General features: G+C 72.8%; 9 protein-coding genes. 3 read left to right on the forward strand and 6 right to left on the reverse strand.

Annotated elements, in window-relative coordinates:
* The first annotated feature begins 21 nt into the window (after window positions 1–21).
* Window positions 22–594: an OmpA family protein gene (locus ACODT0_RS09240; protein ID WP_057597446.1), complete on the forward strand. Its 573-nt coding sequence runs from the start codon at window positions 22–24 to the stop codon at window positions 592–594.
* 61 nt (window positions 595–655) lie between these two features.
* Here the strand turns inward: ACODT0_RS09240 and ACODT0_RS09245 are convergent, their stop codons facing one another.
* The 4 genes from ACODT0_RS09245 to ACODT0_RS09260 form a co-directional block, all read right to left on the reverse strand.
* On the reverse strand, window positions 656–1282 hold the full coding sequence (locus ACODT0_RS09245; protein WP_057597445.1) for a response regulator transcription factor: 627 nt from the start codon (window positions 1280–1282) through the stop codon (window positions 656–658).
* A 44-nt stretch (window positions 1283–1326) separates the two neighbouring features.
* Window positions 1327–3363: a two-component system sensor histidine kinase NtrB gene (locus ACODT0_RS09250; RefSeq protein ID WP_057597448.1), complete on the reverse strand. Its 2037-nt coding sequence runs from the start codon at window positions 3361–3363 to the stop codon at window positions 1327–1329.
* Between the two features lie 77 nt (window positions 3364–3440).
* A complete protein-coding gene (locus ACODT0_RS09255; RefSeq protein ID WP_057597444.1) occupies window positions 3441–4256 on the reverse strand; it encodes a carbon-nitrogen hydrolase family protein in 816 nt (271 codons plus the stop codon).
* Complete coding sequence (locus tag ACODT0_RS09260) at window positions 4253–8602, reverse strand: YhdP family protein (protein ID WP_261208966.1); 4350 nt, start codon at window positions 8600–8602, stop codon at window positions 4253–4255. Before ACODT0_RS09260 ends, ACODT0_RS09255 begins: the two co-directional genes overlap by 4 nt.
* A gap of 25 nt (window positions 8603–8627) precedes the next feature.
* On the opposite strand from ACODT0_RS09260, the gene glnE reads away from it, so the two are divergent.
* Together glnE and ACODT0_RS09270 are read left to right on the forward strand one after the other, a co-directional pair.
* On the forward strand, window positions 8628–11444 hold the full coding sequence (glnE, locus tag ACODT0_RS09265; RefSeq protein WP_057597442.1) for a bifunctional [glutamate--ammonia ligase]-adenylyl-L-tyrosine phosphorylase/[glutamate--ammonia-ligase] adenylyltransferase: 2817 nt from the start codon (window positions 8628–8630) through the stop codon (window positions 11442–11444).
* Window positions 11445–11490: 46 nt separating this feature from the next.
* Window positions 11491–12612 carry a septal ring lytic transglycosylase RlpA family protein gene (locus ACODT0_RS09270; protein ID WP_412180239.1) on the forward strand — a complete coding sequence of 374 codons (1122 nt, stop codon included), beginning with the start codon at window positions 11491–11493 and terminating at the stop codon, window positions 12610–12612.
* Between the two features lie 19 nt (window positions 12613–12631).
* Here ACODT0_RS09270 and ACODT0_RS09275 read toward each other — a convergent pair whose 3' ends face one another.
* Together ACODT0_RS09275 and ACODT0_RS09280 are read right to left on the reverse strand one after the other, a co-directional pair.
* Complete coding sequence (locus ACODT0_RS09275; RefSeq protein WP_422099831.1) at window positions 12632–13093, reverse strand: carboxymuconolactone decarboxylase family protein; 462 nt, start codon at window positions 13091–13093, stop codon at window positions 12632–12634.
* A gap of 90 nt (window positions 13094–13183) precedes the next feature.
* A complete protein-coding gene (locus ACODT0_RS09280; protein ID WP_489041111.1) occupies window positions 13184–14077 on the reverse strand; it encodes an RNA polymerase sigma-70 factor in 894 nt (297 codons plus the stop codon).
* Between the last annotated feature and the right edge of the window lie 69 nt (window positions 14078–14146).

Raw genomic sequence — 14146 nt, forward strand, 5'->3', positions numbered from 1 at the left:
GGTTCATCAGAGGGAAATTTCATGAGGAAGCTCGCTGTTTCGAGCGCGGCCGCCGCCGTGCTCCTGTTCATCGCCGGTTGCGCCTCGCAATCGTCCGCGCCACCGGCCGACGCCGCCGCGCCCGCCGCCAAGACCGAAGCCCCGGCCGCCAACAGCTGGACCGCGCGGCTGGCCACGCTGAAGACCGACCTGGAGACCGCCACCAAGGGCACGGGCGTGGTAATCGAGCAGACGGCCGACAACCAGCTGCACCTCGTGATCCCGAACGAGCTGTCGTTCGACACCGGCCGCGCCAACGTGAAGCGCAACCTCGCGCAGGTGCTCGACAAGGTCGCCGACGGCCTGAAAAGCGCCACCGCCGCCAGCGTGCGCGTGATCGGCCACACCGACAACACCGGCAGCGAGGAAGGCAACGAGCGCCTCTCGGTGAGCCGTGCCGACAGCGTGCGCAACCATCTGGTGGGCCGCGGCGTGTCGACCACCGCCATCACCACCGACGGCCGCGGCTCGCGCGAGCCGGTGGCCGACAACGGCACGGTGGCCGGCCGCGCGCAGAACCGCCGCGTCGAATTGTTCGTGGCCGAGAAGGCCTGAGCGCCGGCCCGCCGGACGCATCGCCAGCCCTCCCTTCGCGGAGGGCTTTTTTTCGCGCGGCTCAGAGCCCGCGCAGCTTGTTCGCGAGCTCCACCGCCGACTTCACTTCCATCTTGTCGAACACGCGCGCGCGGTGGACCTCCACCGTGCGCACGCTGATCGCGAGCTGGTCGGCGATCAGCTTGTTGGGCAGCCCCTCGATCACCAGCCGCATCACGTCGCGCTCGCGCTCGGTCAGCTCCGCGATGCGGTCGGACAGCCCGCGGCGCGCGCGGCGCGCCTCGAGCGCGTCCTGCGACAGCAGCAGCGCCTGCTCGATGCGGTCGACCAGCGCGTTGTCCGAGAAGGGCTTCTCGCAGAAGTCGAAGGCACCGCGCTTGACCGCATCGACCGCGGTCGGCACGTCGGCATGGCCGGTCAGGAAGATCACGGGCAGGGCCGCCAGCAGGCCGCGCTCGACCAGCCGGTCGAACAGCACCAGCCCGCTGGTGCCGGGCATGCGCACGTCGAGCAGCAGGCACAGCGGCTGCTCGGGCAGCGGGCCCTCGGCCAGGCGCTGCTCGAAGGCCTCGGCGCTGCCGTAGTGCTCGCTGGCCAGGCGGCGCGAGCGCAGCAGCCAGGCCAGCGCCTCGCGCACGCTGGCGTCGTCGTCGACGATGAAGATCAGGCCATCGATCAGCGGTTGCATATCGGTCGGGAAGGAAATCGAAGAGAAGTCGGGGGGCGGCGGCCTCAGGCCGCGGCCGGGAGGGTAAACCGGAACACGGTGCCACGCGGCCGGTTGGGCTCGAACATCAGCGCGCCGCCGTGCTGCTCGACCACGGTGCGGCACAGGCTCAGGCCCAGCCCCATGCCGTCGGCGCGGGTGGTGAAGAAGGGCGTGAACAGGCGCGCGGCGACTTCCTCGCCGATGCCGCTGCCGAGGTCGGCCACCGAGAACTCGAGCCAGCGCCGTGCATCCTCCGTGCCGCTGCCGCCGACCGCCACCGCGCGCGCCACGCGCAGCCGCAGCACGCGGTTGCCGATGTTGTCGGCCGTGTCCATGGCCTGCATCGCGTTGCGCGCGAGGTTCAGCAGCACCTGCTCGACCAGCGTGCGGTCGCACATCGCGGCCGGCAGCCGGTCCTCGAGCACCACCTCGATGATCACCCCGAGCTTGCGCGCCTGCAGCCGCACCAGCGGCAGCACGGCATCGATCAGCGCCTGCGGCGCCACCGCCTCGCGCGTGCGGTCGCGCCGGCGCACGAAGTCGTGCACGCTGCGGATCACCTGGCCCGCGCGGTCGGCCTGCTCGGCGATGCGGCGCACCGCCATCGCCACCTCGCCCTGTTCGCCGCGCGCGTCGGGACCGAGCATATTGAGCGAACCGGTGGCGTAGCTGGCGATCGCGGCCAGCGGCTGGGTGAGCTCGTGGCTCAGCAACGAGGCCATCTCGCCCACGGTGGCCAATCGCGCGCTGGCCTGCAGCCGCTCCTGGCTGGCGCGCGAGAGCTCCTCGATGCGGCGCTGCTCGCTGACGTCGATGAAGGCGCTCATCCAGCCGGTCTGCACGCGCTGCGCGTTGAGCAGCGGCGCCTCGAAGATCAGCACCGGGAAGCGGGTGCCGTCCTTGCGCATGAAGACCGACTCGAAGCCCTCGCGCGGCGGCATGCCGCCGGCCAGCCGGCGCGCCTGGCGCTGCTGGTACTCGTGCGCGAGCTCGGTCGGCCAGTAGGGCGCGTCGTTGGCCTCGCGCGCCATCAGCTCCTCGGCGCTGAAGCCCACCATCTCGCAGAAGGCCGGGTTGACGTAGGTGATGCGGCCCTGCAGGTCGCGCGCGCGCAGGCCGGTGATCACCGAGTCCTCCATCGCCTTGCGGAAGGCCAGCGAGTCGGCGAGGTCGCGCTCGGCGCGCAGGCGCCGCCGCGTGTCGCGCGCCAGCAGCACCAGCACCGACACCAGCGCGATCGAGATCGCCGTGACCAGCGCGGTCAGCACGTTCGGGAACAGGTCGGGCGCGGAGCGCCAGCCGTCCACGCGCAGCATCAGCGCGGCGCCCGGCAGGTCGATCAGCTGCTGCGAGGTGAACACGCGCGTGCCGACGCGGCGCGCGGTGCCGATGGCCACGAGACGCGTGCCGTCGGTCTCGGTGAAGGCCACCTCCTGGCCGCGCGTGAGCGTGGGGCCGACCAGCTCGGCCAGCGTGTCGCGCAGCGAGTAGCTGGCCACCAGGAAGCCGCCGCCGGCGTCCATCGGCACGCACAGCTCCATCACCTCCATGCCGCCACCGCCACCCAGCGGCACGTAGTGGCTCGGCGAGTAGGCCGGCGTGCCGAGCTTGCGCGCGGCGGCGCAGGCGAGCGAGACGTCGGACTGCTCGGCGGTGCGGGTCGCGGGATCGAGCACATGCAGCCGGTAGGGCGTGTCGACCGCGTCGAGCGTGCGCAGCCGCGCGTCGCGCCATTCGAGCCGCAGCCATTCGCGGTGCTCGCGCAGCAGCGCGGCCGCGGCCTCGGGCCAGTGCGAGCGGTCGGGGCCGGGCGCCTGCGTGGCGCGCAGGCTCTGGGCATTGCGCTGCATGCCGCTGCGCAGGTCGGTCACGGCATCGGCGGTGTCGCGGTCGAGCGCGGCCTGCACCTGCTCGACCTCGTGCTTGCCCGCGAGCCAGACCACGGTGACCAGCAGCGCCAGCACCAGGATCGCGAGCAGCAGCCAGAGGAACCAGCGCTGCCACAGCGAGCGCAGCCGCGCGAGGCCGGTCACGACGCGGCGATAGGGCGGCACCGGCATCGGCGGTGGCGCGAAGCCGGGCTCCGGCGCGCCGGGCACCGCGAGATCGGCCGCATCCACCGCCATCGCGCCCGGCCCTACAGGATGCGGTGCGACAGCGCGGGCAGCTGCGTGCGCGCGCGCTCGACCTGCGCGGTGTCGATGTCGAACAGCACCACGCCCTCCTCGCTCGCCTGCTGCGCGACCACCGTGCCCCAGGGATCGACGATCAGCGACTGGCCCCAGGTGCGGCGGCCGTTCTCGTGCGTGCCGCCCTGCGCGGGCGCGACCACCCAGGCCAGGTTCTCGATGGCGCGCGCGCGCAGCAGCACCTCCCAGTGCGCGGCGCCCGTGGTGTGGGTGAAGGCGCTGGGTACCAGCAGCAGGTCGGCGCCCTGGCGCGAGAGCGCGCGGTAGAGCTCGGGAAAGCGCAGGTCGTAGCACACGCTCAGGCCGATGCGCCAGGCATGGCCATCGCGCGAGGGCAGCTCGAACAGCACCGGCTCGGCACCCGGCGCGATCACGCGGCGCTCGTCGAAGCGCTCGCGGCCGTTGTCGAAGAAGAACAGGTGGATCTTGTCGTAGCGCGCCACGCACTTGCCCTCGGGCGAGAAGGCCAGCGAGCTGTTGAAGACGTGGTCGGCATCGGTGCTCTCGATCGGCAGCGTGCCGCCGACGATCCACAGGCCGAACTCGCGCGCCGCGTCGGCCAGGAAGCCCTGCACCGTGCCCGCGCCGGCGGTCTCGCGCAAGGCCAGCTTGTCGGTGTCGCGCGCGCCCATCATGCAGAAGTACTCGGGCAGCACCGCGAGCTCGGCGCCCTCGGCGGCGGCGCGCGCGAGCAGGTCGTGCGCGCGTGCGAGGTTGGCTTCGCGGGCGATGGCCGACACCATCTGGATCGCTGCGACTCTCATTGCGTGGTCTCCGGTCTCTTGCTCTCGCCCGCGGCCGGCAGCCCCGGGATGCCCGGCAGGCTGGGGATGGCCGGCAGGTGCGGCAGATTGTTGGAAATATTGGGCAGCAGCGGGCGCGCCACCTTCGCTATTTTGGGGTCGGCCCAGGTGCCCTCGATCTGGAACTCCTGGGTGGCCGCGCTCGACAGCGGCTTGCTCAGCACCCACTGCGCGAGGAAGGTGCCGAGGCCGATGGCCGGATTGATCGCGGTCGCCACCAGCGCGGCGGTGCCGGCGTTGATCTCGGGCACCACCACCACGCGCAGGTTCTGCGTCTCGTGGACGATGTCGGCCGAGCCGTCCATCAGCGCGGCGGCATTCACGCCCTTCATCTGCAGGTTGTTGGTGCTCGCGGTGCCGTTCGCGATCTTGGCGTCGCCGCGGATGAAGTCGAAGGCGAAGCCCTGGCTGAACACGTCGCGGAAGTCGAGCGTGAGCCGGCGCGGCAGCGCCTGCAGGCTCAGCACGCCGAGCAGCTTGGCGAGACCCGGGTCGGCCTTGAGGAACTGGCCCGACTCGACGTTCACGCCGAGCTGGCCGCCCAGGCTCGGGTAGTCGATGGAGAACGGCGAGCCGCGCCAGTCGACGTTGCCCTCGAGCCGGCCGCTGCCGCGGCGCAGCACGCCGGGCATGCCGAAGCGCCCGAGCAGGATGCCGGCATCGTTGATGTCGAGGCGGAAGGTCATGGCGGTGCGGCGCTGCTCGGCGCGGCCGCCGCCGCCCGAGCCCGGGATCGCGGCCCAGGTGCCCTTGGCCACGAAGCTGGCCTCGGGCATGGTGAAGCTCAGCCGGTTGAGCAGCCATTCGCGGCCCACGCCGCCGCGGTTGACCGCGTCGATCTCGGCGCGGCCCAGGCGCTTGCCGAGCAGCTCGAAGTCGTCGACCACGATGTCGAGCGCGGGCAGGGTGCCGGGCTGCTCGTCGAGCAGGGCCTCGACCTGGGGCGCCTCGCTCGGCGCGATCTTCAGCCGCGCGAGCCGCGCATAGAGCCGGCCGGCCTGGGTGTGGCGGTACTCGGCATAGCCGCTGAGCTCGGTGGCGTCGATGTTGGCGCGCCACAGCGCGCCGTCGCGCGTTCCGCCGAGCACCACCTCGTGCAGGGTGCGGCCCGCCACGCTGAGCTGCTGCGCGCGCACCGCGATGCGCGTGGGCAGGTAGGGCGAGGCCTCGTCGCCGGCCGCGGCCTGCACCTCGGCATTGCTCGCGCCGGTGGCCTCGCCGAAGGCCGCCTGCCAGGCCGCCATGTCGAGCCGCGCGAGATTGATGTTGGCGAGCACGCCGCGCTCGGGCACGCTCGCGGTCTCGCCGGCCGCGAGGCCGACCGCGATGGCGCCGCGCAGCACGCGCGGCTCGCTGCCCGAGATGTCGCGCACGTACTGCACCGAGCCGACGCGGCCGATCTCCAGGCCGATCTGGTCCTGCGTGGCGACGCTGGCCGCGGCCGCGCTGCCCGCCGTGCCGGCGCGCGCCTCGCGCTGCACGATCTTCTTCTCGATGCGCAGCGGCATCTGCTCCTCGGCACTCTTGGCGAGCGGCGCCGGCAGCTGCAGCGCCAGGCCCTGCAGGCTGCTGGCCACCGAGAACTCGGAGACACCCTCGCGCATCGAGAAGCTCGCGCTGTAGGGCGCGCCGCCGGTGGCCTTCTTCGCCAGCCGCGCGAGCCAGTCGACCTCGCGCGCGGCGCGCATGCCCTCGGCGCTGACGCTGCCCTGCGCGCGGATGGCGAGCTCGTGGCTCGCGGCCGGGCCGGTGTAGCGGCCGCGGCCGTCGATGCGCACGTCGCCGCCGAGCAGCCGGGCCTGCACGCCGGCCAGCGCGAAGCCGGTCTCGGTGAAGTTCAGCGTGCCCTTGGCCTGGGTCAGCAGCGGCGCCTCGGGCACCGGCTGCACCTCGTTGTTGTCGCCGAAAGCCACGCTGGCCTGCACCTTCGCCTTGTCCATGGCCTCGAGCGGCAACTCCAGGTGCAGCTTGTAGTCGGCCACGCCGTTGGCGCGCACGCCGCGCAGGAACTCGCCGGCATCGCCGGCCAGCGGCGCGCCCACGCGCAGCAGCTCGCCCAGCGGCCCGCGCGCCTGCGCGTCGACCTTGAGCAGCGCGGCGTGGTGCGACATGTCGGGGATCTGCGCCTCGGCCTTCGACACCTCGATGGCGGTGGCGCCCGCGAGCCGGCCGCGCGCGTTGCGCACCTGCATGCCGGCGCGCTCGAAGATCAGCTCGCCCGACAGGCCGGTGATCGCGGGCCACTGGGCCACACCGGGCGCGGCGGGCGAGGCGACGGTCGGCGGATTGGGCGCGGCGGCGACGCGGGAGGCCGCGGTGCCGCGTGCGGGCGCCGGCGCGGCGGGAACGGGCGTGGCCGCGGGCACGTGCGGCGGCGCATAGGCGTAGTGCACGTCCTGCACCTTGGCCGCGATGCGGAACTCGCCGAGCCGCGGGTCCATGAAGGGCATGTCGTGCAGGTCGCCGCGCACGCGGAAGTCGACGCTGCTCGCGACGCCCTTGGTGACCGCGTCGCGCACGTAGTCGCGCGTGTGCTGCGGGATGTCGAGCGGCAGGTAGCGGTAGACCCGCGTGCCGTCGGCCCGGGTCAGCTTGCCGCGCAGGTCGAGCACGCCGGGAAAGCGCGCCTTGCTGCTCGAGGTGGCCGGGTCGCTGGTGCGCCAGCTGGCCTCGGCATCGCCCTCGGCATCGACGTTGGCGAAGCGCAGCTTCGATACCTGCAGCTGCGTGTTGCCGTTGTCGATCTTCCACTGCAGCTGGGCCGAGAGCCGGTCGACCGGGATCGCGGGCTCCTCGAACACGCCGGGGAATTCGAGCCCGCCCTGCGCGATCGCGAGCGTGGCGCTGCCGCCCGTGTGGCTGGCGTCGAAGTCGAGCGTGGCACCGCTGAGGCCCGGGGTGCCGGGGTGCACGCGCGGCGGGGCGGCCGCGGTCGCGCCGCTCGTCGAGGGTGCCGGAGCGGGCGGCTTGGCCGCGGGCGTGGCGGGCGCGGCAGCGGGGGTCTCGGCCGGCGCCGCACCTGGCTGCGAGGCGATGCGCAGCCCGCTGATCCGGCCCTTGGCCTGGTAGCGGTCGGGCGCGCCCAGCGAGCCCTGCCAGTTCAGGTCGATGCGCTCGACCAGCCCGCGCGGGCCGTAGGCATCGAGCACGCGGTGGGTGGCGTCTCCGAGCGGCAGCCGGTCGGCGATGAGCGCCAGCGCCGCAAGGTCGAGGCGGTCGGCGCGCAAGGCGCCGTGCTCGGGCGTGCGGCCCTTGGCGGGCGTGTGCTGCAGCCAGAGGTTGCCGCCGGGCCAGCGCAGGCCGTCGGCGGTGTCGAACTGCAGCGCGGTGGTCGAGAACTCCATCGTGTCGACCGTGAGCCGGCCCGCGAGCCGGCCCGTGACCGCGCGCAGCACCAGCGGCTGCAGTCCCTGGCCGAGCGAGGCATCGACGCGGTCGAGCCCGAGGTCGGCGGCCGCGCCCACGATCTGGCCGTCGTCCACGTCGGCCCACAGCCGCAGCGCGCCGTTGCCCTCGCGGATGCGCGCGTCGATCGACACATAGCGCCCGAGCCGGGTCACGTCGATGTAGGGCAGGTCGGCGTAGATCTGGCCGTCCCAGGTCTGCCAGCGGCCGGTGCGCACCGACAGCAGCGGCTGGCGGAACTCGCCGCGCAGCGTGAACCGATCGCCCCAGCCGGCCGGCGGCGTGGCATCGAGCCGCAGGCCATGGCGGCGGCCGCCGTTGCGCGCCACGAAGCGCACGTCGGTCAGCATCAGCGGCTCGGCCTGGCGCTGCTCGTCGGTCCAGCGCACCGTGCCGCCTTCGATCACCAGTTCGCGCTGCGCGAAAAACCAGTCGGCGGCGCGGGTTTCTCCGGTCGTATCGGTCGACATGTGCAGGCCCGCGACATGGAGTTTTCCCTGAGTGTCGCGGCGCACGTCGAGCGCCGGGCCCTCGATGTAGAGCTGCTCGAAATTGAAGCGCCACAGCGAGCGCGGAGAGACGCTGGCCACCACGCGCACGAGGCGCAGCGCCTCGCGCTGCTGCGCGTCCTGCAGCACCACGTCGCGCAGCTCGAAGGCGGGGAACAGGCTGCCCGAGCGGGCCGTGATCGAACCGATGCGCACCGGCACCCCGATCGCCTTGCTGGCCTGCGCCTCCAGCGCACCACGGTAATCGCCGATTCGCGGCACAATCCACGCGTGCAGGACCACGACTGCCAGGGCCAGGAGAAGCCACGCAGCCACGAGAAGACCCAGGAGCCAGCGCGCCGTCACAGCGGTGATCTTGAGCAGACGTGAAGGGGAAGACACCGTGTCGTTCATTGAGGATCGCGCTGTGCCGGGAATTATGACCGCCACCATCGGGACGGGTTCCGCCGCAACCAGCACCAGTTTGAATCAGTTGTCAGCTACAGCATCGACGAACCCCGACGCGGACAAGCCCGCCTTGTCCTCCTATTCGCGCTTCGTGCAGCGCCTGCGCCGCCGCTATGCGGGCGAACTCGCGCTGCTGCCCGAGGGCGAACCGCGCCGCGCATCGATGACGCAGGCCTACGAGGCACTGCGCGCGCGCGGCGACGGCGTGGGCGACGCCCTGCGCATCGTGCGGCAGCTGGTGATGGAACGCCTTGTCACACTCGACTGCGACCGCCAGGCGCCGCTGGCCGTGGTGACCACCGCGGTCACCGAGCTCGCCGAGTTCGCGCTCGACACCGCCTGCCGCGAGGCCTGCGCCGAGCTCGACGCCGCGCATGGCGCGCCGCAGGGCGCCGACGGCCAGCGCTCGCAGCTGTGGATCGTGGGCATGGGCAAGCTCGGCGCGCGCGAGCTCAACGTGTCGAGCGACATCGACCTCATCTACCTCTACGACCAGGACGGCGACACCGCCGGCGACCCCCAGGGCCGCGGCAAGCTCGCGAACCAGGAGTACTTCGCGCGCGCCGTGAAGCGCATCTACGCGCTGGTGGGCGACACCACCGAGCACGGCTTCGTGTTCCGCGTCGACCTGGCGCTGCGGCCCAACGGCAACTCGGGGCCGCCCGTGGTCTCGCTCGATGCGCTGGAGGAGTATTTCCAGGTGCAGGGCCGCGAATGGGAGCGCTTCGCCTGGATGAAGAGCCGCGTGGTCGCGCCCACCGAGGTGGTCGCGCAAGGCCAGGCCCAGGGCCTGCGCGGCGCGGTGCTGCCCTTCGTGTTCCGCCGCTACCTCGACTACAGCGTGTTCGATTCGCTGCGCGTGCTGCACCGCCAGATCCGCGAGCAGTCGGCGCGCCGCAGCGCGGGCCGGCCCGAGCGCGCGAACGACGTCAAGCTGTCGCGCGGCGGCATCCGCGAGATCGAATTCACCGTGCAGCTGCTGCAGGTGGTGCGCGGCGGCCAGTTCCCCGAGCTGCGCACCCGGCCCACGCTCGATGCGCTGCAGCGGCTCGCGCGCGCCGGCCTGATGCCGCAGGAAACCGCCGACACGCTGGCCGCGGCCTACGAGTTCCTGCGCCGGGTCGAGCACCGCATCCAGTACCTCGACGACCAGCAGACCCATGCGCTGCCCGTGGCCGACGAGGACCTGCGCTGGATCGCGCAGACCCTCGGCTATGCCGACTGCTGCCCGTTCCTGGCCCAGCTCGACACCCACCGCGAGTTCGTCGCGCAGGAGTTCGACAAGCTGCTGGGCGGCGACAAGCCCTGCAACGGCAAGTGCAACGGCGCGCGCAAGGCGGCCGCGCCGGCCGAGCTCTCGGACCTGCTCGACGAGCTGCCGCCGGCCTTCGCCGAACGCATCAAGGACTGGTGCGAGACGCCGCGCATGATGGCGCTGCGCGATGAAACGCGCGCGCGGCTGCGCCAGTTGGTGCAGCGCACCGGCCAGTGGCTGCGCGAACCCGACGGCGACGGCCAGGGCCAGACCGCGCACCACGTCGATGCCGCGCTGCGCTGGGCCGACTGGATCGAGCCGCTGCTGCGCCGCGAGAGCTACCTCGCGCTGCTGGTCGAGCGGCCCGCGGTGCAGGAACGCCTGCTGCGGCTGCTGGGCTCGGCGCGCTGGCCGGCGCGCTACCTGATGCAGCACCCGGGCGTGATCGACGAGCTGGCCAGCGACGAGATGCTGTCGGGCCGCTTCGTGGCCGCCGAGTTCGAGCGCGAGCTCGAGGCGCGCCATGCCTCGCTGAGCCGCACCGGCGAGGCCGACGAGGAGCGCCTCTTGAATCTGCTGCGCCACGCGCACCATGCCGAGGTGTTCCGCACCCTGGCGCGCGACGTGGACGGCCGCATCAGCGTCGAGCAGGTGGCCGACGACCTGAGCGCGCTGGCCGACACCACCTTGCGCGTGACCGCCCGCTGGTGCTGGCCGCACGTGCGCAACCGGCACCGCGAGGTGGCGCAGTTCGCGATCATCGGCTACGGCAAGCTGGGCGGCAAAGAGCTCGGCTACGGCAGCGACCTCGACATCGTGTTCGTCTACGACGACGACGACGAGCGCGCCGGCGAGGTCTACGCGGCCTACGTGCGCAAGCTCATCAACTGGCTCACGGTGAAGACGCGCGAGGGCGACCTGTTCGAGATCGACACCGCGCTGCGGCCCAACGGCAACTCGGGCCTCTTGACCACGAGCTTCGAGGCCTACGAGAAGTACCAGCTCGGCCGCGGCAGCAACACCGCCTGGACCTGGGAACACCAGGCCATGACGCGCGCGCGCTTCGTGCTCGGCAGCGAGGACCATGGCGCCGAACTTGGCGCGCGCTTCGACCAGGTGCGCGAGGCCGTGCTGGTGGCGCCGCGCGACCGCGAGGCGCTGAAGGCCGAGATCATCGCGATGCGCGACAAGCTGCGCGGCGCGCGGCCCGTGAAGGCCGACCGTTTCGACGTCAAGCACAGCCCTGGCGGCATGGTCGATGCCGAGTTCGCGGTGCAGTTCCTGGTGCTGTCGGCCTCGGGCGAGCATCCCGAACTGATCCCCAACCTCGGCAACATCGCGCTGCTGATCCGCGCCGAAGACGCCGGCCTGCTGCCTCCGGGCGTGGGCCGCAACGCGGCCGCGGCCTACCGCGAGCTGCGGCGCGTGCAGCACCGCGCACGCCTCAACGAAGAACCCACGCAGGTGACGCCGCCCGCGCTGGCCACGCAGCGCGAGGCGATGCTGGCGCTGTGGAGGGCCGTGTTTGGTTGAGGCGCGCGGCGCCCGCCGACCCAGCGCGGCCTGCGCCGCCTGTGCGGTGGCTGTCGCCGTCGTGCTCGCGGGATGCGCGAGCGGGCCGCGCGGTGGCCGCGACGGTCCGGGCACCAGCCCGCCGTCCAACCTCGAGCGCGTGCCCGACGCCGAGCCCCGCATCGAGCCGATCCGCGGCAGCGGCGGCACCAGCAAGCCCTACACCGTGCTCGGCCGCGGCTACACGCCGATCACCGACGACCGGCCGTTCCGCGAATCGGGCCTGGCCTCCTGGTACGGGCGCAAGTTCCACGCGGGCTCGACGGCCAGCGGCGAGCCCTACGACATGTACGCGATGACGGCGGCCCACAAGACGCTGCCGCTGCCGAGCTACGTGCGCGTGCGCAACCCGGCCAACGGCCGCGAGGCGATCGTGCGCGTGAACGACCGCGGGCCCTTCGTCGACGGCCGCGTCATCGACCTGAGCTACACGGCCGCGCTCAAGCTCGACCTGCTGCGCGGCGTGGCGCCGGTGGAGATCGAGCGCATCACGAACGAGGACATCCGCACCGGCGCGTGGCGGCGCGGGTCGGACACGATGCTGGCGGCGGCCCCCGTGCCCCCACCCGTGCCCGCGGCGCCGGTCTACGTACCGCCACCGCCGATGCCCGCGCGCGCGGCCGCCGCGCCGGTGGCCGTGCCCTCGGCCTGGGTCTCGACGGTGGGCACCAGCGCGCCCGAAGCCTCGCCGATGCCGGTGGCGCCGCCCGCCACGGCCGCGCCCGCCCCCGGCGTCGACGACGAGGTCGAGCCGCCGGGGCCGCGCCCGCCGATGGTGGTGAACACCTTGCCGCCGCTGGCACCGGCCGCATCCGCGCCGCCGCCGAGCGGGCCGACGCCCGCGGCGGTGGCTGCCGCCGCCGCGGCTTCGCTGGCCGGGCCCGACACGCCCTCGGCCGGCTTCTGGGTCCAGCTCGGCGCCTTCCGCGAACGCGGCGGCGCCGAGACCCTGCGCGCCCAGGCCGCGCGCGGCCTGCCCTCGCTCGCGCCGCAGCTGCGCGTGTTCAGCGAAGCCGGCACGCACCGGCTGCAGGCCGGCCCCTTCGCCTCGCGCGGCGAAGCGGGCGAGGCCGTGTCGCAGGTGCGCGAGAGCCTGCGCATCTCGCCGATGGTGGTCGAGCGGCGCTAGGAGCGCCCGGCCGCTGCACTTATTCGAGCGGCTTGACCGGCACGGGCACGTGCATCGCGACGTTCATGCGGTTCCACGAATTGATCTGCGCCACCGCGACCGTGAGCTCGGCGATCTCGAGGTCGCTGAAGGCCGCCTTCAGCGCCTCGTACTCGGCATCGCGCGCATCGTGGCGGTCGGCCATGCGCGTGAGCGATTCGGCCCAGGCCAGCGCGGCGCGCTCGCGCGCGTCGTAGAAACTCATCTCGCGCCAGGTCGGGAGGCTGTTGATGCGCTGCCAGCCTTCGCCCTCCTTGCGCAGGTCGCGCACGTGCATGTCGAGGCAGTAGGCGCAGCCGTTGATCTGCGAGACGCGGGCGAACACGAGGTCGACCAGCTTCTTCTCGAGCGTGGTGCCGGCGATGGCGGTGTTGACCGACAGCAGGGCCTCGAAGGCCTTGGGCACGGTCTTGAACCAGTTGAGGCGGGGAGTGGTGTTCATGGCGATGTTCTCCAGTGGTTGACGATGAAATCGGGATACACACTGAAGACGCGCCGGCCCGCCGGCCTGTGACACGAAGTCCGAAAAAAATCAGCGCGCGAAGGCCGCGGCGATGCGTGCGAGCTTGTCGGGGTTGCGCTGCGCGCGCACGCGGGAGATGCGGTCGCCGTCGAACTCGAAGGTCTGGGCCGACTCGAGCACGCCGCCGATGAAGCGCAACAGGCCCGGCTCGCCGTTGATGTCGACCAGCTCGGTGCGCACGCTGCGTTCCGGCTCGCCGCCCGCGTGGCGTCGCTGCACCGCGAAATAGAGCTGCGCGATGCGGCGCGCGCCGACCAGCCCGTGCGTGAAGGTCTGGACCTTGCCGCCGCCGTCGCCGACCAGCTCGGCCTCCTCGGTGAAGAAGGCCTCGAGCTCGCGCACGCTGCCCTTGGCCGAGGCCTCGGCGAAGCTGCGCAGCAGCCGCATCTGGGTCTCGCGCGAGACGCGGTAGCGCGGCCGCCCCTCCTGCACCTGGGTCTTGGCGCGGTGCACGAGCTGGCGGCAGGCGGCCTCGCTCTTGCCGAGCATGCGCGCGATCTCGTCGTAGTCGGTGTCGAACACCTCGCGCAGCAGGAAGGCCGCGCGCGCCTCGGGCGCCAGCCGCTCGAGCACGGTCAGGAAGGCCACCGAGACGTCGTCGGCGCGCTCGAGCATCTGCTCGGGCGTGGCCGGCGACTCGGTGAGCATGGGCTCGGGCATCCAGTGGCCGCTGTAGTGCTCGCGCTGCACCTTGGCCGCGCGCAGCCGGTCGATCGACAGCCGGGTCACGACCGTGACCAGCCAGGCCTCGGTGCTGTCGAGCGCCTCGGTGGCGGTTTCGTGCCAGCGCAGCCAGGCGTCCTGCACGACCTCCTCGGCCTCGGCCACGGAGCCGAGCATGCGGTAGGCGATGCCCTGCAGGCGCGGGCGGTGGCGATCGAAGGCGAGGGTGGCGGCGTCCATGAGGCCAAGACGGCTGGCGTTCCCGGTTTGTGACAGGGGCGCCCCAAAAAAAACGCCCCGGCGTGCGGG

The organism is Variovorax sp. FG153, from assembly GCF_057809595.1.

Bases quoted from the DNA above. Each gene is read 5' to 3' on its own strand.
- ACODT0_RS09240 (WP_057597446.1), top strand. From the start codon at position 22: ATGAGGAAGCTCGCTGTTTCGAGCGCGGCCGCCGCCGTGCTCCTGTTC.
- ACODT0_RS09245 (WP_057597445.1), bottom strand. From the start codon at position 1,282: ATGCAACCGCTGATCGATGGCCTGATCTTCATCGTCGACGACGACGCC.
- ACODT0_RS09250 (WP_057597448.1), bottom strand. From the start codon at position 3,363: ATGCCGGTGCCGCCCTATCGCCGCGTCGTGACCGGCCTCGCGCGGCTG.
- ACODT0_RS09255 (WP_057597444.1), bottom strand. From the start codon at position 4,256: ATGAGAGTCGCAGCGATCCAGATGGTGTCGGCCATCGCCCGCGAAGCC.
- ACODT0_RS09260 (WP_261208966.1), bottom strand. From the start codon at position 8,602: ATGAACGACACGGTGTCTTCCCCTTCACGTCTGCTCAAGATCACCGCT.
- glnE (WP_057597442.1), top strand. From the start codon at position 8,628: ATGACCGCCACCATCGGGACGGGTTCCGCCGCAACCAGCACCAGTTTG.
- ACODT0_RS09275 (WP_422099831.1), bottom strand. From the start codon at position 13,093: ATGAACACCACTCCCCGCCTCAACTGGTTCAAGACCGTGCCCAAGGCC.
- ACODT0_RS09280 (WP_489041111.1), bottom strand. From the start codon at position 14,077: ATGGACGCCGCCACCCTCGCCTTCGATCGCCACCGCCCGCGCCTGCAG.